Below are 18,879 nucleotides of genomic sequence, written 5' to 3' on the forward strand. Positions count from 1 at the left end.
TACAAATCAGGAAGTACAAAACAGCTAATACAAAACGCGGCCAGGAAAAGAAAAATAGATGAAGTTAAAACAGTTAGTAGCAGCCGGAGCCATTCTTTCCAGTGCTAGCTTTGCCAATGCTGCGGCGCAAGACAGTGAATTTGTCGTTGAAGACATTCGCGTAGAAGGTTTGCAACGAGTTGCACTTGGTGCAGCCTTAACCTACTTGCCCGTTCAAGTTGGCGACGAGCTTAATACATTCAGGGTAACGCAGCTTATTCGCTCGTTGTACTCTTCAACTCACTTTGAAAATGTTGAAATTCTTCGTGATGGCAATACGCTTGTCGTGCGTGTCGCTGAGCGTCCTACCATTAGTAATATCATCTTTGAAGGCAACGATGATATTAAAGATGAGCAACTTCAGGAAAGCTTAGACGGAAACGGCGTTCGTATTGGTGAGCCGCTCGATAAGACCGTACTAACCTCTATCGAGAATGGCCTGAAAGACTTCTTTTACAGCATAGGTAAATATAATGCTGACGTGACGGCTATTATAACGCCGCTACCGCGTAACCGTGTTGACTTGAAATTACTTTTCGAAGAGGGCGACGCGGCTGAAATTGAACAAATCAATATTGTAGGTAACGAAATCTTCTCAGACGAAGAGCTGATGGAGGCTTTCGAGCTACAATACGACACGCCTTGGTGGGATTTCCTGTCGGAAACTCGCTACCAGCAGCAAACGTTGCAAGGGGATATGGAGACCCTGCGTAATCACTACCTTAACCGTGGCTACCTTCGTTTTAATGTTGACTCTACCCAAGTATCAATGACACCCGAAAAGTCGGGCATCTACATTGCTATGAATGTAACCGAAGGTGAGCAGTACACTATTTCAGAAGTTGAATTAGTAGGTGATGTACTTGGCCATGAAGAATATATTGAGCGCGTGCTTCCGCTGACAGAAGGTGAGCTATATAACCAAGCCGAAGTAACCTATACAGAAGAGTTCATCAGTAAATATCTTGGTCGTTTCGGATATGCTTATCCAACGGTTACTACCGTTCCTGAAATTAATGACGAAGACAAAACAGTTAAGTTGACGTTATCTGTTGATCCGGGCAAGCGTATTTATGTTAACCGCATTAAATTTAACGGCAACGTAGTAACTGCCGATAGTGTTCTGCGTCAAAATGTCAGCCAGATGGAAGGCACGTGGCTTTCAAATAACTTGCTAGAGTCTTCCAAGAACCAGCTTTCTCGACTTACTTATATGGAAGAAGTAGAGTATGAAACTGTACGTATTCCTGGCTCTGAAGATAAGGTTGACGTTAATTATAACGTTAAAGAGCAGCCTTCTGGCTCATTTAATGCGGGTATCGGCTATGGTGACAGAACCAAGTTAAGCCTACAGGCGGGTATCCAGCAAGATAACTTCTTGGGTACAGGTAAACGAGTTGGCCTTAACCTAAGCACAGTTTCATATCAGCGCAGCGCACAGATTACTTATAACGATCCTTACTTCACGATTGACGGGATTAGCTTGGGTGGTAGTTTAGGTTACAGTGAGTTTGACGGCTCAGACTTTAACGTTATCCAGTACAATTCTAAGCGTTGGTCAATTGGTGCGAATGTTGGTTATCCAATAAACGAATTCAACCGCATTAATTTTGGCTTAACCTATAGTAACGTTGAGCTATACAACCGTGGTTACTACGAGCAAACTGAGCAGTTTTATAACCAGTTTACGAACGGTGAAGACCCAGATGCAGCGATTAAATACGATAGTTACCTGGCAAGCATAAGCTGGAGTCGAAGTACGCTAAACCGTGGTTTGTTCCCTACTGCTGGTTCGTCTCAGCGTGCGTCATTCAGCATTACCACGCCTAACTCAGACGTGAACTACTTCAAGACAGTATTTGACGGTAAGTGGTACTTCCCATTATCTCGTAACCAGCGCTGGTCTTTCCTAGCGCGCGTACGTCTTGGCTACGGGAATGGTTACGGTGATATTAACGGCAATGAGCAAATATTACCGTTTACAGAGAACTTTACGGCAGGTGGTTCTGATTCACTACGAGGATTCGAGAATAACACGGTAGGTCCTCGCGGTGTATTCCTAGGCAATACGGGCACTATAGTTGGACCTGATGGCGAAGTGTTCCCAGGCGATCCAGCTGATGCGCAGCTGTCTTGGTCGACGCGAAGCCTAGGTGGTAACGCGATGGCACTTGGCGGTATCGAGCTTATTGTTCCTACGCCATTTGTTGAAGAAGAAATGGATAACTCAGTTCGTACAAGTTTGTTTGTGGATGTGGGTAACGTGTGGGATACTGAGTTCGACTATGACTATTACCGTCAGTTTGACATAGCATCTACACAACGCGGTGAGCTATTGGACTATTCTGATTGGAGCCTGTATCGTAGCTCGGCAGGTATATCGGTCCAATGGGTATCGCCAATGGGACCGATGGTATTCAGCTTCTCGAAAGCGATACAGCAACGTGATGGTGACGATGCGAGATTCTTCACTTTCAACATTGGTCAAACTTTCTAAGACATTAAAGCGAGCGCGTTTTTAGGCGCGCTCTATAATAAGATTCACAAAAGGAGTTCCCTTTGAAACAGTTGGTTAAACATATCGTTGCAGGAGCAATGTTGGGTAGCGCTTTAGTTAGTACATCTGTAATGGCTGAGCAGAAAGTTGCAGTTGTCGATGTGCAAGGTATTTTCCAAGCGATGCCTCAAGCGGCTGAAATTCAAAACGCTATTCAGGCTGAATTTAAAGATCAGCTTGAAGAAGTGAATCAACTGCAGCGTGATGGTCAGTTCTACGCAGAACGTCTTCAGCGCGACGCAGCGACAATGAGCGATGCAGAGAAGAAAGAACTAGAACAAAAAATCTTGTCAGTACGTGAAGAGCTAGCTAAAAAAGGTCAACCTTTGCAGCAAAACATTCAACGTCGCAGCAACGAAGAGCGCAACAAGCTTCTTGGCCTAATCAAGCAAGCTATTGACTCTGTTGCAGCAAAGCAAGGTTATGACCTAGTGCTTAACGCTGGTGCGGTTGCGTTTGCAAAAGAAGAGCACGACTTATCTGAGCAAGTTCTTCAGCAAGTAAGCAAAACTAACTAATAACTGCACTAGTCAGTTGTAAAATTTATCAGACCAACTCCCCAAAGGTGTTGGTCTGATTTGTTTTTTGCGCTTAACAGCGTATGGTTGCCGCCGTTTTTAGTTTTTACGGCGAGTTTGACCAGAATGCCAATCAATCATCTGTATTGGTATAAAATAGTTGTAGGTCATGCTTGTATACAGGAGAAAGTTTTTGGCCAATTCACTTAATACCATCGAAATTCAGGAAATATTGGAACTGTTACCTCATCGGTATCCATTCCTACTTGTTGATCGTGTAACAGACTATGTTCTGGGTGAGTCTGTAAAGGCTTATAAGAATATCACTATCAATGAGCCGTGTTTCATGGGGCACTTCCCTGAACAGCCAATTTTCCCAGGGGTATTAATTCTTGAAGCTATGGCACAAGCTGCCGGTGTTTTAGGATTTAAGACAATGGGTAACAATGATAAGTTATACTTGTATGCAGGGATTGATAACGCACGCTTTAAGCGTCCTGTTGTTCCAGGTGACAGGCTTGAGTTTGATGTTGCTCTAGTTAAAGAGCGCAGAGGGATTTGGAAATTTAAAGGCACTGCAAGCGTTGATGGCGATATCGCTTGTGTTGCAGAGTTTATGTGTGCGATGAGAGAGATAGCTTAACGTGATCCATCCAACTGCGGTAATTTCAGAAAGTGCAACGATTGGTGAAAATGTCACCATTGGCCCATTTTGTGTCGTAGACGACAACGTCACCATAGGCGATGGCTGTATTCTGAAATCACATGTGGTGGTACGCGGCCCAACGCGTATCGGTAAAAACAATAAATTTTATCAGTTTTCTTCAATTGGTGAAGACTGCCAAGATAAGAAGTATGCGGGCGAGCCTACTGAACTTGTCATCGGTGACGATAACGAGTTTAGGGAAGGGGTAACCGTTCACCGAGGCACTATTCAAGACAACAGCATTACTATAATCGGTTCTCGCTGTTTATTTATGGCCAATTCTCATGTGGCCCATGATTGTGTTCTTGGCAACGACATTATTATTGCAAACAGTGTTGCGATTGCAGGCCATGTTCACATGGACGACCACGTCATTGTTGGCGGTGCTGCAGGTATTCACCAGTTCTGTAAGATTGGAGCCCATTCGTTCTTGGGGGCTGGCGGCATTATTCTGCGCGACGTGCCTCCCTTTGTTATGGTCAGCGGCCAGAAAAATATTCCTCAGGGTATTAATTCTGAAGGACTTAAGCGTCGTGGCTTCAGCAAAGAAGAAGTTATGGCCATTAAACGCGCTTACAAAGCAATATACCGTGAAGGCAATACCGTAGACGAAGCCATTGAAAAACTTGCCGAACCCGCACAGGAGTTCCCTGGTGTGGCCCTTATGGTGAAGTTCTTACAAGACTCTGAGCGAGGCATTATTCGCTAATTATGTCTAGGCCTATCCGTATCGGCATGGTTGCCGGAGAGCCCTCTGGTGACGTGCTTGCCGCCGGAATGGTTGCAGAGTTAAAACGCCAATACCCTGATGCGGTTATCGAAGGTATTGGCGGTCCAAATATGATAAACGCGGGTTTTCATAGTCTGTTCGATATGGAAACCTTGTCGGTTATGGGACTTGTTGAAGTTCTCTCCCATCTACCTGCCATCTTGAAAGTTAAAAAGCAGCTTCTTGCTCACTTCGAGCAAAATCCGCCAGATATTTTTGTGGGTATTGATGCGCCTGATTTTAATCTGAGAGTAGAAAAAGCGCTTAAAGCACGCGGTATCAAAACCATGCACTATGTGAGTCCTACTGTGTGGGCGTGGCGTGAAAAGCGCATCCATAAAATAGCGAAAGCGACTAATCGTGTGTTGGGTTTATTTCCTTTCGAGCAGCAGGTTTACGATAAATACCATGTTCCCTATACCTTTGTGGGACACACAATGGCTGACGCTATAGCAATTGAGCCCGACCAAAATGCGGCGCGCCAAGAATTAGGTGTAGATAGTAATGCTTCCGTATTGGCTGTACTTCCCGGCTCACGCAGAGGCGAAGTAGAAACGCTACTTCCAGTATTTCTGGAGACCATAGAAGCTATTCATGCTAAACGCAGCGACATTCAATTTCTTATCCCTGCTGCTAACGAACATCGTCTTGCACAAATAAAAGCACTCTTGCTGGAAGCCAATAATGCAGAGGAACGTTTACCCATTCAGGTAACGCAAGGCACATCGCGAGATGCGATGATAGCTAGCGATGTTATCTTGCTTGCTTCAGGCACGGCTACCTTAGAGGCCATGTTATGCAAGCGCCCCATGGTGGCCGCTTATTTACTTGCACCACTCACGTATAAAATTATGCAGCGTTTGTATAAAGCGCCTTTCTTCACGTTGCCAAATCTATTGGCTAATGAAGCTATTATTCCTGAATTACTCCAAGAAGAGGTAAACGCAGAGAATATGAGCAATCAGTTACTTAACTTTTTCGAAAGTGATAATTCTGCCCTGATTTCCCGTTTCACCGACCTCCACCATACGCTAAAATGCAATGCTGATAAAACAGCAGCAAAAGCTGTCGTGGAGGAATTGTTTGCATAAGTTAATTGCCGGCGTTGATGAAGTAGGTCGCGGCCCTTTAGTAGGTGATGTGGTCACCGCCGCGGTCATTCTTGACCCTGAAAATCCCATTGAAGGGCTTACAGACTCTAAAAAACTGAGTGAAAAAAAGCGCGTAGCCCTTGCCCAAGAAATTCGTGAAAAAGCACTCTACTGGAATATTGGTAGAGCGAGCCCAGAAGAAATAGACAAACTTAATATACTGCACGCTACCATGCTCGCCATGATCCGCGCAGTGGAAGGTTTACCTGTAAAGCCTGACTTTGTGCGCGTAGACGGCAACCGGGTTCCGGCGTGGAATTTTGAGTCTGAAGCGGTAGTGAAAGGCGATAGCCTGCACGCAGAAATTTCAGCGGCTTCCATTATTGCCAAAGTAGAGCGAGATAACGATATGATTTCGCTCCACGAGGCCTACCCGCAATATAACTTTGCCGGGCACAAAGGTTACCCCACAAAAGCACACTTTGAAGCCATCGCTGAATATGGCATCTTAGATTGCTATCGAAAAAGTTTTAAACCTGTAAAAGCGCTACTCGAAGAGAAATAACATCATGTCATCGCCATTTATTCATTTACGTGTTCACAGCGACTTTTCGATGATGGACGGCCTGAATAAGGTTAAACCTATTCTAGGTAAAGTGGCCGCGCTTGGCATGCCTGCCGTGGCGATCACCGACCAAATGAATATGTGTGGCTTGGTAAAGTTTTATTCCGAGGCACATAACTTAGGTATTAAGCCCATCATCGGCACCGATTTTTGGGTGACCAATGAAGTCTTTGGCGATGAACCTTTCAGGCTAACCCTTATTGCAATGAACAATGAGGGATATAAGAACATTACAATTCTTATCTCCAAGGCCTACCTTCGTGGACACTTGGCACACCGTGCGGTTATCGATCAAGAATGGTTAGCAGAGCATAGTGAAGGTGTGATTGTTTTATCGGGTGCACAGCAAGGCGATATTGGCGTAGGTTTAATGAAAAACAACGCCAAAATTCTAGATAGTGCCCTTGAGTTTTATCAAACCCATTTTCCTGACCGCTTTTATTTAGAGCTGATTAGAACCGGTAGGCAAGGTGAAGAGGATTACTTACACCTTGCCGTAGAGCTTGCTGAGCAGCGCGGGTTACCCGTAGTAGCCACGAACGAAGTATGCTTTATTGACCAAGAGGGTTTCGAGGCTCACGAAATTCGAGTGTGTATTCACGACGGCTATACGCTTGATGATACCCGCCGTCCTAAACGATACAGCGACCAGCAGTACCTTCGCACTGCTGAAGAAATGGTTGAGTTATTTAGCGATATTCCTGAAGCCTTAGAAAATACGGTTGAAATTGCTAAGCGCTGTAACGTTACTGTACGGTTAAACGAATACTTCTTGCCGCAATTTCCAACCGGCGGCATGACCACCGAAGACTTCTTGGTTAAGGTGTCTGAAGAGGGGTTGGAAGAACGTCTAGAATTTCTATTTCCCGATGAAGAAGTGCGCAAAGCGAAACGTCCAGAGTACGATGACCGACTTCGCATTGAGCTTGAAGTTATCAACCAAATGGGTTTCCCAGGCTACTTCCTTATTGTAATGGAGTTCATTCAGTGGAGTAAGGATAACGGAATTCCGGTAGGGCCAGGGCGGGGTTCTGGTGCGGGTTCACTGGTGGCTTATGCCCTAAAAATTACCGACCTAGACCCGCTTGAATTCGACTTGCTATTCGAACGTTTCTTGAACCCAGAGCGTGTATCCATGCCCGACTTCGACGTCGACTTCTGTATGGATAGACGAGACGAGGTAATCGACCACGTTGCTGAGCTTTACGGACGTCAGGCGGTATCGCAGATCATTACGTTTGGTACTATGGCGGCAAAAGCGGTAGTACGCGATGTTGGCCGCGTGCTTGGTCACCCTTACGGCTTTGTAGACAGAATCTCAAAGCTTATTCCACCTGACCCTGGCATGACGCTTGAAAAAGCGTTTAAAGCTGAGCCACAGCTACCAGAAGTGTATGAAAGCGATGAGGAAGTGAAAGACCTTATCGATATGGCGCGAATACTTGAAGGGGTTACCCGAAATGCCGGTAAGCACGCCGGTGGCGTTGTTATTGCGCCAACCACTATCACAGATTTCTCGCCGTTGTATTGTGATGACGAAGGTAAAAACCCCGTAACCCAGTTCGACAAAAACGACGTTGAAACGGCGGGCTTGGTAAAATTCGATTTCTTAGGTCTTCGTACGCTGACTATTATTCAGTGGGCAATAGATATGATCAAAGAAGGGAAGAACGTTGATGTAGATATCAGCGCTATTCCGCTTGAAGATCCTAAGAGTTTCAGAACCCTTCAAAACGCCGAGACAACTGCGGTATTCCAGCTGGAATCTCGTGGTATGAAAGAGCTAATTAAGCGCCTTAAACCTGACTGCTTCGAAGATATTATCGCACTGGTGGCCCTGTTCCGTCCGGGCCCGCTGCAATCAGGCATGGTAGATAACTTTATTGATCGTAAGCACGGACGTGAAGAAATTTCCTACCCCGATGCTGAATATCAGCACGAGTGCTTGAAAGAAATTCTAGAGCCTACCTATGGCATTATCTTGTATCAGGAACAGGTAATGCAGATAGCCCAGGAAATGGCGGGCTACTCATTGGGTGGCGCTGACTTGCTTCGTCGTGCCATGGGTAAGAAAAAGCCTGAAGAGATGGCCAAGCAGCGCGGCACGTTCGCCGAAGGTGCGAAGGGCAATAATATTGACCCGGACCTTGCGATGAAAATCTTCGACTTGGTAGAAAAGTTCGCGGGTTACGGTTTTAACAAATCTCACTCTGCCGCTTACGCTTTAGTGTCTTACCAGACTTTGTGGCTGAAAGTGCATTATCCTGCGGAATTCATGGCTGCGGTAATGTCGGCAGATATGGATAACACCGATAAAATCGTGACGCTTGTCGATGAATGTGAGCGCATGGGCATCGAAATACTGCCGCCAGATTTAAATGCGGGTAAATACAAATTTACCGTCGATAGCGAAGGTCGCATTGTTTACGGTATCGGTGCGATTAAAGGGGTAGGTGAAGGCCCGATTGAAGCGATTATTGAAGCGCGGGAGACCCAAGGGGCATTTAAGGATCTTTTTGATTTCTGCGCCAAGATAGACATTAAACGGGTAAACAAGCGAGTGCTAGAAAAGCTAGTACTAGCGGGGGCAATGGACAACTTAGGACCCCATCGCGCTAGTCTTATGGCGAGCTTACCCGAAGCCCTTGCCGCCGCTGGACAGCATGCAAAAGCTGAGTCTTTTGGTCAGTCAGACATGTTTGGCCTACTGACTACCGAGCCAGAAGACGTGAAGCAAGCGTTTGCCGACGTCCCTGAGTGGCCTGAAAAAGTATGGCTAGAAGGTGAAAAAGACACGCTAGGCTTGTACTTAACCGGCCACCCCATCAATCAGTATGCGGAAGAACTGCGTTACTACACCGACGGCCGGCTAGTTGATTTAAAACCAACCAACAAAGATCAAATGGCCAGTGCAGTAGGATTGGTACTTGGCGTACGCGTAATGACGAACAAGCGGGGTCGTCGCTGGGCCATAGTGACACTGGATGATAAGAGTGCCAGAATAGACGTACGTTTCTTCCCAGATATGTACGAACAGTTCGAAAGTGTGTTAGAAACTGACAGAATATTGCTTATAAAGGGACAGGTCAGCTTTGATGATTTCTCTGGGGGCAATACAATCACCGCCCGTGATGTAATGGACATTGTTCAGGCACGAGAGAAAAACGCGAGAGCGCTGGCACTTAATATTGATACCCAGCTGCTTGAACCGAAGAAAATGAGTCAGATGCAATCTATCCTGCAGGCATTTAACGGCGGAAGTTGTCCTGTTCAGTTAGCGGTAACCCATCCAGACGCGGAAGTAACCTTGGCGTGTGGTGCAAGATGGTACGTTACCCCTGAAGACCAACTTTTGCACGATCTCAAACAATGTTTGGGAGACAAAGCCGTTTCAATTCTCTACCATTAGGGGCAAGAGGTCGATAGATTGGACATCTCGCGTTTGCATAGACGAGCGTAGTACGAATAGGACATGAAATGAGTATACAGTTTTTGGACTTTGAACAGCCAATAGCCGAACTAGAAGCAAAAATTGAAGAGCTTAGGTTGGTGAATCAAGGTGGCGAGTTTGACGTTGGTATTGAAGAAGAAATCAATAAGCTTCGCGGTAAAAGCGCAGAGCTGACTAAAAAGATCTTTTCTGATCTTGGCGCATGGCAAGTTTCTCAACTTGCACGTCACCCAATGCGTCCTTACACGTTAGATTACATTCCTCGTATTTTTACCGAATTCGACGAGCTAGCTGGCGACCGCGCGTTCGCTGACGATAAAGCGATTGTTGGTGGCCCAGCAATGCTTGATGATCAGCCTGTGATGATTATTGGTCATCAGAAAGGGCGTGACACCAACGAAAAAATTAAGCGTAACTTCGGTATGCCTAAACCAGAAGGCTACCGTAAAGCTTTGCGTCTTATGAAGATGGCTGAGCGCTTTAACATGCCTATCATCACTTTTATCGATACGCCGGGAGCGTATCCAGGTGTTGGCGCTGAAGAGCGCGGCCAAAGTGAAGCAATCGCGAAAAATTTATTCGAAATGGCTGAGCTTACTGTTCCAATCGTGTGTACCGTAATCGGTGAAGGTGGTTCAGGTGGTGCACTAGCGATTGGTGTTGGCGATCGCGTTAATATGCTCCAATATTCTACGTACTCAGTTATTTCACCAGAAGGTTGTGCGTCTATTTTGTGGAAAAGCGCAGAAAAAGCCCCACTTGCTGCTGAAGCGATGGGCGTAAGTGCGCCACAGATTAAAGAGCTAGGCCTGATTAACAGTATTGTTGAAGAGCCTTTAGGTGGTGCACATCGCGATCACAATGGCATGGCGGCTAATTTGAAGGCCGTGATTAAGCAGCAGCTTAACCAGCTTAAAGAACTAGATAAGACTAAATTGATGGAAGAGCGTTACCAGCGTTTAATGTCGTTTGGTTATTGCTAATTTCATTAAGAAAACTAGCATAAAATTGCATTTAGCCGCTATGTACACCTGCGCTCTATCAGTTTAGACGCTTGATATAAAATCTCGCGAGCGGTGGCTTAATTCATGTTGGTTCATGTAATGTGGCATAAGAACATGGGGGTTGTTTACCATAGGTAACCAACCCCTTTGTGTTATTAGAAAGTGTGTTATTAGAAAGCCAGTGCTAAGCCAAGTACCCCTAATAGAAATTGAGTTGAAAGAATAAGGTATTACCGGTCTGTGACCCCTCTACAATCCCCAACAATCGAACATATCGTTAGCCGCATAGCGACATCTCTTACCGATGTAAAGCTACCACTTCAAACGCCACTCGTCGTTGCTTACAGCGGTGGTGTGGATTCGACCGTTCTGCTCCAAGCCGTTATTGCGTATAGGGAACAGTTTGATAGCCCAATTCATGCTGTACATGTACATCACGGTTTAAGTGATAATGCCGAACAGTGGGCAAAGCACTGTGAATTACAGTGTCGTCTTGAAGACGTAGCATTTCATTTGTATCGAGTTGATGTTGATACGGGGTCGAGAAAAAGCCTAGAAGCAGAAGCGCGTAAGGTTCGATACAACGCGCTTATAGAAGTGTGTGATCAAATTGGCGGTGTGCTGTTATTAGGGCAACATGCCGAAGATCAGCTTGAAACCGTATTGCTTCAGCTTAAACGCGGTGCTGGTCCTCAGGGCTTAGCGGGTATGGGAGAAGTTCAGTACCGAGGTGACACCTTGATAATGCGCCCTATGCTAGCACTAGAGAAAGCCGAGATTGTGGCTTATGCCGAAGAAGAAATGTTGCAGTGGGTTGAGGATGAATCTAATCAGCAAAATAGCTTTGATAGGAACTTCTTAAGGAACGAAATTATACCTCACTTGCTGGCGCGATGGCCTAAGTTAACCAAAACCGTGAGGCGCAGCGCCGAGCTTTGTGCTGAGCAAAGTGCACTAGTCAGCGATTCTGCCCAAAAATATTTTGAAGATTGTAAACGCACAGATCTCAGGCTCGACGGGCAACAACTCGCTGCATTGTCTTTACCTTGGCAGGCTATGGTCATTCGCGCGTGGTTTCGAGCTCAAGGCGAGCTGTCGCCCTCAAAAGCGCAGACAGACCAAGTACTTGCTATGTTAAAAGCAAAGCATGATGCAACCCCTGAAGTGAACTTTAAATGGGGCAGGGTTATACGGTTTGACCAAGACCTTTATTGGGTGGTGAACGCTACTCATGAAGTACCGCAAAACTTAAAATTAGTGCCAAACCAAAATATCGCGCTTCCTTGGCTTAGAGGTCATATTCGAATTGCAGTACCAAAGGCGCGAGAAAAAGATACCGTTTCTCTGCAAACTAATGCTCGCAACCTTAAAGTAAAGCCAGAAAATGCGAACGTATCTAAGTTGCTGAAAGAATGGTTTAAGGTATGGCGCGTGCCAAGATGGGAGCGAAACGGCGTGCCGGCAATCTTGATTAACGACGAGCCTGTCGCACTGATTGTTGAAGGACGTTGTGTTTATCTGCAGCCCAAAGCGCCAGATATAGAAATAACCTTTAGTCTCGACTGAATCTATGTAGCACTAAAAGTGCCGTTTTTTGAAAGGGCTAGATACTCTTGCTTATGGTATCCATGGCAATAATGTGCAAAAGCGGCATTGCTTTGCCGCCATCCTGATAAATTCGAATCGCGACGTTACGCTGCGTGATAGCTATTTTTTCCAGAATTTTTCACGCGATACAGGGCGTTGTCAGCACGGTCAAATAGGCTACTCATCGTATCGCCGTCGCGATAAATCGCGCCGCCAAGGCTGCTTGATACGCCTAAGCGAGATAAGTAGCTAGAGCTATTGATACTCATTTGAATACGCTGGGCTGCACAAGCTAGCTGCTGTTGCGACTGACAGTCTAGCAAACAACAAAACTCATCGCCGCCATAGCGAAATGCTTCGTCTTCGTCTCGCAGGACGTTAGATAAATGTGATGCAACATGGACAAGTACTTTGTCACCTTCGCCATGACCAAAATTATCATTCACATACTTAAAGTTGTCTAAGTCGATCACCAAAAGTGCGAAAGGATCATCGTGTCTTTGCGCCCAGCCGAGTTGTCTTGTCATTGACTGCTCAAAGCCCGCTCGGTTACCTAAGCCAGTTAACACATCTTTAGTCGCCATCTGTTGCACACGCATCAATGAAAGAGCGTGCTTTACTTGTTTTCCAAATAAATCATGCAGTTGGAATAGACTCTCCCGTTGCGATAACGACAAGGGTGAACTAATGTAATAATAGACATGAGCTTGATCGCCATTAACGGCATTGGCACCTTGTAGTGGTAAATCAATGAGTGTTGACGATATCTTTGCATTACCGTACACCCAACGCGAGTCAAAGTCAGACAAGCTAAACCCGACAATAGGTAACAACGTGTTTAGCTGCTGAAAATACACGCCACCTAGCTCTTGTAGTTCAAGAGTAGAAAGTAGCTGCGTGATAAAGCCTGATAATTCACTAAAAGAGAGTGATTTACCTGTGCTCTCAGCAGGGTAAAAATTGTTATGTTGTGTGCTATCGTAGACTGACGTTGAAAAATCCACAGTAGTGCCCCTATACAAAATGCGTTGATATGCAAAGAAACAAGTGTCAAAGCCCTGACGTTTCTGTGGCCACATCTTCATTTTCGCGGAATTTATGGCGATCACAGCGGCAAAACTTGCCGGATCTGCATTTACACAGGGGATTTTGCAAACTAGATGCCAACAAAGTGTTTCAGGCACTAGTCTTTAGTTTAAAGCGTAAAATCGCGTGATTTATCGCGCTTGTTTTACAAATGGAAGTTTATGTAGCTTTAGGAGGTAGTGTGGGGACGAGCTTTTTAAATATCGTGATATTGATGTTTATATCGGTATGTGCGGTCGCATTATTTAAACGCATTCATCTCCCTCCTATTCTTGCTTATCTGTTTGCCGGCGTACTCGCGGGTCCACAACTATTATCTGTGTTTGCCCACCCAGAAGAAATGCACCTGCTCGCTGAAGTGGGCATAGTGTTTTTGCTCTTTTCACTTGGTCTTGAGTTCTCGTTACCTAAATTGTTGGCAATGCGCTCTTTAGTATTCGGTGTAGGATTAGGGCAAATGGTGTTTACCACGGCAGTGTTTACCTGTGTTCCTCTGTTTCTCGGCATTCCAATGAGTGCGTCCATCATTATTGGTGGTACGCTGGCGTTAAGCTCAACCGCTATTGTAATTAAGCAAGCTACCGAAATGGGCATTCTTAATAACAGGCGTACACAATTAGCGGTGAGTATCTTACTCTTTCAAGACTTAGCGGTGGTTCCGTTCCTAATTGCTATTCCTCTTTTAGCCCAGACTGGTGAAGTAAGTATTGCGCTAGCTTTAGGCGAGGCGTTACTTAAAGGTGTGTTTGTCATTGCGTTTCTAATGTCAGTGGGTAAGTGGTTACTACCTTGGGTGTTTAGAGAGGTAGCAAGAACAAGGACTGACGAGCTGTTTGTTCTGACCACTATATTGATTGCCCTATTGGCAGGAGGGCTCACTTATTACTTCGGGCTATCCATGGCGCTAGGCGCTTTCTTGGCGGGTATGATGTTGGGGGAAAGCCAATACAAGTATCAACTTGAAGCCGACATTCGTCCGTTTCGAGATATTTTAATGGGGTTATTTTTTGTTACCGTGGGTATGCAGTTAGAACTCACTGTACTGTGGAACAGCCTGTTTGAGATTGTTTTTGGCGTTTTTGCTTTGATGATAGTTAAAGTCATTTTAGTAAGAGGCGCATCTCTATTAGTTAAAACCGATGCAATAGATGGCTGGTCTGCTGGGGTTAAACTTTGTCAGATTGGCGAGTTTAGTTTTGTAATTGCTGCGCTTGCTACGACACACGGCGTGTTAACGTCAGAGCAGTCATCGCTGATTGTGTGTATGGGTGTAATCAGTATGGCGTTAACCCCGTGGCTTATGAATAACAGCGTCACCATAGCAAGGCGTATTGTTAACAAGGATATCTCGTTCGATGACAATGTGAGCTTTGGTAATGCAGAACCGTTAACCAACCACGTCATTATTTGTGGGTTTGGCCGCGTTGGACAGTCGGTAGCTCGCATGCTGAAAATGGAAGGCATTCATTTTGTTGCCATAGATATGGATCCTGTCAGAGTACACGAGAGTCGAAACGCGGGAGAGCCCGTCATCTTCGGTGATGCGAGTCAAAAAGATATATTGATTAATGCCAATGTAGAAGGTGCCAAGCTTGTGCTTGTTACGTTTGATCAAGTCGATAAGGCCAAGCAGGTGATAACGCAGACCCGAAGCATTACGAGCACTACAGATGTTATGGTGCGTACCAAACGAGACTACCAGCTTGAAAGCCTATACAGCGCGGGTGCCAATCAAGTCGTGCCAGAGCTTCAAGAGGGGAGCTTGATGTTGGTATCGCAGGTGCTGCACTACGCCGGCGTGCCGATGTCTCGCATTTTGAAACGGGTTCGTGCTGAGAGAAAAGGTCGCTACGATCATATGCACGGCTTTTACCCGGGAGAAACAACAGAGATCACCTATGGCACAGAAGACAAGTTAGAATTTATCCATGCTGTAGTGTTGTCCGAACACGCTTCCTGTATTGGCAAAGCCATAAAAGATATCGATTTCTCGAGAATGCGAGTAGCGATTAAGGGCCTAAGGCGGGATGGAAATGAAGTTAAAGACCCAGACCAAGACGCTATTTTGCAAGCCCATGACGTGCTAGTGATTGCGGGTAAACCCCGGCGTGTAGAGCGAGCAGAGCGAAAACTATTAGAAGGGAGCTAGCACGCAGTTAAACTTAGCGTTGTTTAATCTAGCGCGCTTGCCATGGAACGTGTGTTGAATTACGTGAGTTCAAGCTTACGCTACGCGGTCGCTTTCTAAGTCTGCAAATTGCTTTTTTAGGTCGTAGCGCTCGTCTGTCACTATCTTCTCAAGCACAGAAACTCGTTCCTTAAGCTCTGCAATTTCGGCTTTATAAGCATCGGTTTCTTTGCTGCTAAGTTTCTTCTTACTTTTGTCTTTTGCACTTTCGACAATGGTAACTAAGGCCCAGGCACAAATGGCTACTATTGCAATCGCGGTCATATTCACGGTGGTATCCCTCACAAATGGCTTTAAAACAGTGTAGGTGAAAATTTGGCCTGTTGCCTAATTCACCCCGTATTTAGTTAAATACTTATCGGTAAAATTACTGCTTCGCTTCAGGTACTATAGCGGTTATCTAACATACTTTTTAGTAAAAAATGTAACCTGTTAAGTCCATCACACTAGCAGTGTTATAATGAGAGATTGCAAGTAGGTTGCCAAGTGACAAAAGTCATTACTTTCTAAGAAGTTAGAATGTTTACCTAAGCTAATACAAAATAAATGTTAATGAATTTCACCAAGTAAAGTAGCAAAATTGACGAATGAGTGACCAAAATAGCAACCGTCCAACACCAAATTTCGACCTTGCAAACAAGCAAACGCAAGAAAAAGAGGCTGTGCAGGAGCCGTTGACTGAAATCGCAATGGAAGACATCGCGACAGAAGAAGACATAATGTGGATGAGGCATGCGTTAACGCTTGCCGATAAGGCTGAGTCGATTGGTGAGGTGCCAGTCGGCGCCTGCGTAGTATTAAACGGTGAGCTTATCGGTGAAGGCTTCAATACGCCGATAACGGATAATGACCCATCTGCGCATGCAGAGCTACGCGCTGTTAAAGAAGCAGCAGCTGCGGTGCAAAACTACCGACTTATTGATGCTACGTTGTATGTGACATTAGAGCCCTGCTCTATGTGCGCAGGTATGCTGGTACATGCACGGGTAAAGCGGGTGGTGTTTGGCGCAAAAGATGCGAAGACAGGCGCTGCGGGCTCGGTCATGAACTTATTGCAACATCCTGCGCTTAATCATCAACTTGAGGTTGTATCTGGCGTATTAGCTGACGAATGTGCTAACAAATTGTCAGATTTTTTTCGCAAGCGCAGGAAAGAAATAAAGGCTGCCAAAAAGGCGAAAAGACTGCTAGAGGGTGATGCTTCAAGCTAATTTATAGCGTTGCCTGAAGTTGTGCTTATTCGTGTTTTCGCCCATTTGGTATATACCGGTTACATGGTCAATCATTGTGAACCAGATGGCATAGAGGTGGCTTAGCCAGGCGTACGGGTTAACTGAGTGAACATATCGCTGGTAACAAATAGCTTGCGGCGCTGAAGTACTTTTTGGTGACAACGCTTGAGCATAAGTCTGCGTCTGTTGTTGTTTTTCAATTTTATTCCTTTTTTCATAAATCGATTTTTTTTCATTTGTTCTCCTTTCTCGCGTTGTGGCCACTTTATGTTTTTCGTGACCACTTTTCTTCCTTCGTGCGCAGCTCTCTTTATTTGAACAAGTCTCACGTTATACGAGAGATGTTGTCATTTAAGAGCTGCAGCTCTTCTAGAGCTTGTCATCGTTGAGAAAATAATTATTACTGAGAAAGTAAGTCAGTGTCTGACTAACTTCTTTTTAGGGTACAGTACAAAGATGACATCGAAATGACAGTTTTCAAGAGAGGAGCAAGGTGAACTGCGTCAAATTTTTCCTTGTTCGTCCAACCATACTAAGCTGTCATAATAACGACGAATATTTTCCACATACTGTAACGCTTCATCGCCTCTTGCATAGCCATAGCGAGTAGTACGGTAATATTTCTTTTGCCTAAGCTGTGGCAAGCGACGCTTTACATCTACCCAAAGGTCTGGATTGCCACCTTGTTGCTCGGTAAGAATGCGTGCGTCTTCTAAATGGCCCATACCTATATTATACGACGCCATAGCCATCCAGGTTCTATCTGGCTCGCTAATTCGCGCAGGTATGCGATTGAGCAAACTGGCAAAATAACGAGAGCCTCCGCGAATGCTTTGTTCAGGATCGGTTCTGTCATCTACGTTCCAGTCACTTGCCGTATCCATGGTGAGCATCATTAGACCGCGAACGCCAGTTCTTGAAATAGCGTCACTGTCCCAGTGACTTTCTTGATAACTCATGGCCGCAAGCAGTCGCCAGTCTAATTCACCTGCATACTGTTGAAATAAGGGTTTGTATTGGGCAAGTGCTGTCTCGGCGGCATAATTAAACGCACGACTGTCGACGTAATCAAACTGGCGAATATGGCCAAAGTACTTGTCTTCTAACACCGTAAACCAGCCTGACTGATGTACAGTACCAAAATATTCAATCAGCGCTGCTTTCACTGAGTCATCTTGATGTAATGGGAGTGCCCATGCCATCGGCATATCTTCATTAAGGGTTTTTGCCACGGCTAAGTTAGGATATCGCCTGCGTTGAAGGGCTAGACGGTTACTGTCTGCTACCGTATAAGCAATGTCGCCATTGGCAACTTGTTGTAACAGTTCTTCGGAGTCAGAATCTTCGGTGGTAACAAGTTGGGTTTTTATTATTGGGCTTTCACTATCACTTGCTTGGTCGGTTACCTGGCCTAATAAACTAGACAGTAAGTGAGCTTGGCTGCTACCTGCCACAGTAACAATAGGGGCATCAAGTTCTAATAAGTCTCTAGGTCTCGATGTCCCTGCTTGGAAGACGAGCTCTTGTTGAACGTGTTGATAGGCTGGACCGTAAGCAAAACGACTTTTAAGTGAAGGCGTTACCGCATCGCCTGTCGCGACAATGTCCAGATTACCTTCTTCTAACTGTTCTAACATGACTTCATAGCTGTAGAAGGGGTAAAGGTCGAGCGTCACGCCAAGGTAATCGGCAAATCCTGCCAGCAGCTCATATTCAAAACCCTGCGGCCCCTCTGCGCCGTTATAAAATGTTCCTGCACCATAAACGGTTCCCACGCGGATCGATTCTCGTTCCAACAATGAAGAGAGGGCAGTGGGTACGGAAGGAACGCCACAACTCATAACAGCAATAGATAATATGATTATTAATTGTAGTTTTAATCGTTTTTTATAGTCTTGTGACTGCATAGACCTTTACTTGTTGTCATTAAACCATCTAAGTTTAAAAAAAAGTTCATGTAAGCGCGTTATGAGGTTACTTACTGCGCATAATTACTCTATAATCCGCGCCGAAATACTCATCAATC

General features: G+C 45.3%; 15 protein-coding genes. 11 read left to right on the forward strand and 4 right to left on the reverse strand.

What is annotated here, in order from left to right:
• Window positions 1-58: 58 nt before the first annotated feature.
• From bamA to tilS, 9 genes are all read left to right on the forward strand, one after another.
• Complete coding sequence (gene bamA / locus ACFI6J_RS00485) at window positions 59-2,536, forward strand: outer membrane protein assembly factor BamA (protein WP_049585986.1); 2,478 nt, start codon at window positions 59-61, stop codon at window positions 2,534-2,536.
• A 62-nt stretch (window positions 2,537-2,598) separates the two neighbouring features.
• Entirely contained in the window at window positions 2,599-3,114 is a 516-nt protein-coding gene (locus ACFI6J_RS00490; RefSeq protein WP_014948561.1) for an OmpH family outer membrane protein, read from the forward strand.
• 193 nt (window positions 3,115-3,307) lie between these two features.
• Window positions 3,308-3,757, forward strand: a complete 450-nt coding sequence (gene fabZ / locus ACFI6J_RS00495; protein ID WP_014948562.1) for a 3-hydroxyacyl-ACP dehydratase FabZ — start codon at window positions 3,308-3,310, stop codon at window positions 3,755-3,757.
• Between the two features lies 1 nt (window position 3,758).
• Window positions 3,759-4,529 (forward strand): acyl-ACP--UDP-N-acetylglucosamine O-acyltransferase, encoded by a 771-nt coding sequence (lpxA, locus tag ACFI6J_RS00500; RefSeq protein ID WP_014948563.1) that lies wholly within the window; start codon window positions 3,759-3,761, stop codon window positions 4,527-4,529.
• A 2-nt stretch (window positions 4,530-4,531) separates the two neighbouring features.
• Complete coding sequence (gene lpxB, locus ACFI6J_RS00505; protein WP_014978555.1) at window positions 4,532-5,680, forward strand: lipid-A-disaccharide synthase; 1,149 nt, start codon at window positions 4,532-4,534, stop codon at window positions 5,678-5,680.
• On the forward strand, window positions 5,673-6,245 hold the full coding sequence (gene rnhB / locus ACFI6J_RS00510; RefSeq protein ID WP_014997575.1) for a ribonuclease HII: 573 nt from the start codon (window positions 5,673-5,675) through the stop codon (window positions 6,243-6,245). The genes lpxB and rnhB overlap by 8 nt, the downstream gene beginning before the upstream one ends.
• 4 nt (window positions 6,246-6,249) lie before the next feature.
• Entirely contained in the window at window positions 6,250-9,714 is a 3,465-nt protein-coding gene (dnaE, locus tag ACFI6J_RS00515) for a DNA polymerase III subunit alpha (RefSeq protein ID WP_348670316.1), read from the forward strand.
• Window positions 9,715-9,782: 68 nt separating this feature from the next.
• Window positions 9,783-10,739 (forward strand): acetyl-CoA carboxylase carboxyl transferase subunit alpha, encoded by a 957-nt coding sequence (gene accA / locus ACFI6J_RS00520; RefSeq protein ID WP_014948567.1) that lies wholly within the window; start codon window positions 9,783-9,785, stop codon window positions 10,737-10,739.
• A 261-nt stretch (window positions 10,740-11,000) separates the two neighbouring features.
• A complete protein-coding gene (tilS, locus tag ACFI6J_RS00525) occupies window positions 11,001-12,326 on the forward strand; it encodes a tRNA lysidine(34) synthetase TilS (protein ID WP_348670317.1) in 1,326 nt (441 codons plus the stop codon).
• A gap of 125 nt (window positions 12,327-12,451) precedes the next feature.
• Here the strand turns inward: tilS and ACFI6J_RS00530 are convergent, their stop codons facing one another.
• Window positions 12,452-13,351 carry a GGDEF domain-containing protein gene (locus ACFI6J_RS00530; RefSeq protein WP_171338240.1) on the reverse strand — a complete coding sequence of 300 codons (900 nt, stop codon included), beginning with the start codon at window positions 13,349-13,351 and terminating at the stop codon, window positions 12,452-12,454.
• A 263-nt stretch (window positions 13,352-13,614) separates the two neighbouring features.
• Here ACFI6J_RS00530 and ACFI6J_RS00535 point away from each other — a divergent pair, with 263 nt between their 5' ends.
• Window positions 13,615-15,582 carry a cation:proton antiporter domain-containing protein gene (locus ACFI6J_RS00535; protein WP_283626530.1) on the forward strand — a complete coding sequence of 656 codons (1,968 nt, stop codon included), beginning with the start codon at window positions 13,615-13,617 and terminating at the stop codon, window positions 15,580-15,582.
• A gap of 75 nt (window positions 15,583-15,657) precedes the next feature.
• Here the strand turns inward: ACFI6J_RS00535 and ACFI6J_RS00540 are convergent, their stop codons facing one another.
• A complete protein-coding gene (locus tag ACFI6J_RS00540) occupies window positions 15,658-15,885 on the reverse strand; it encodes a hypothetical protein (protein WP_014975858.1) in 228 nt (75 codons plus the stop codon).
• A gap of 323 nt (window positions 15,886-16,208) precedes the next feature.
• Here ACFI6J_RS00540 and tadA point away from each other — a divergent pair, with 323 nt between their 5' ends.
• The gene (gene tadA / locus ACFI6J_RS00545; protein ID WP_014948572.1) at window positions 16,209-16,832 is read left to right on the forward strand and encodes a tRNA adenosine(34) deaminase TadA; all 624 of its coding nucleotides are present in this window, start codon (window positions 16,209-16,211) and stop codon (window positions 16,830-16,832) included.
• A 101-nt stretch (window positions 16,833-16,933) separates the two neighbouring features.
• Here tadA and ACFI6J_RS00550 read toward each other — a convergent pair whose 3' ends face one another.
• A complete protein-coding gene (locus ACFI6J_RS00550; protein WP_014975860.1) occupies window positions 16,934-17,089 on the reverse strand; it encodes a hypothetical protein in 156 nt (51 codons plus the stop codon).
• A gap of 267 nt (window positions 17,090-17,356) precedes the next feature.
• Window positions 17,357-18,760: a membrane-bound lytic murein transglycosylase MltF gene (mltF, locus tag ACFI6J_RS00555; protein ID WP_069943872.1), complete on the reverse strand. Its 1,404-nt coding sequence runs from the start codon at window positions 18,758-18,760 to the stop codon at window positions 17,357-17,359.
• Between the last annotated feature and the right edge of the window lie 119 nt (window positions 18,761-18,879).

Source organism: Alteromonas sp. G4i13, assembly GCF_054960505.1.

Coding starts and splice junctions, on each gene's coding strand:
- ACFI6J_RS00550 (WP_014975860.1), bottom strand. CDS start 17,089: ATGAAAAAAAATCGATTTATGAAAAAAGGAATAAAATTGAAAAACAAC.
- mltF (WP_069943872.1), bottom strand. CDS start 18,760: ATGCAGTCACAAGACTATAAAAAACGATTAAAACTACAATTAATAATC.
- bamA (WP_049585986.1), top strand. CDS start 59: ATGAAGTTAAAACAGTTAGTAGCAGCCGGAGCCATTCTTTCCAGTGCT.
- tadA (WP_014948572.1), top strand. CDS start 16,209: ATGAGTGACCAAAATAGCAACCGTCCAACACCAAATTTCGACCTTGCA.
- ACFI6J_RS00540 (WP_014975858.1), bottom strand. CDS start 15,885: ATGACCGCGATTGCAATAGTAGCCATTTGTGCCTGGGCCTTAGTTACC.
- lpxB (WP_014978555.1), top strand. CDS start 4,532: ATGTCTAGGCCTATCCGTATCGGCATGGTTGCCGGAGAGCCCTCTGGT.
- dnaE (WP_348670316.1), top strand. CDS start 6,250: ATGTCATCGCCATTTATTCATTTACGTGTTCACAGCGACTTTTCGATG.
- accA (WP_014948567.1), top strand. CDS start 9,783: ATGAGTATACAGTTTTTGGACTTTGAACAGCCAATAGCCGAACTAGAA.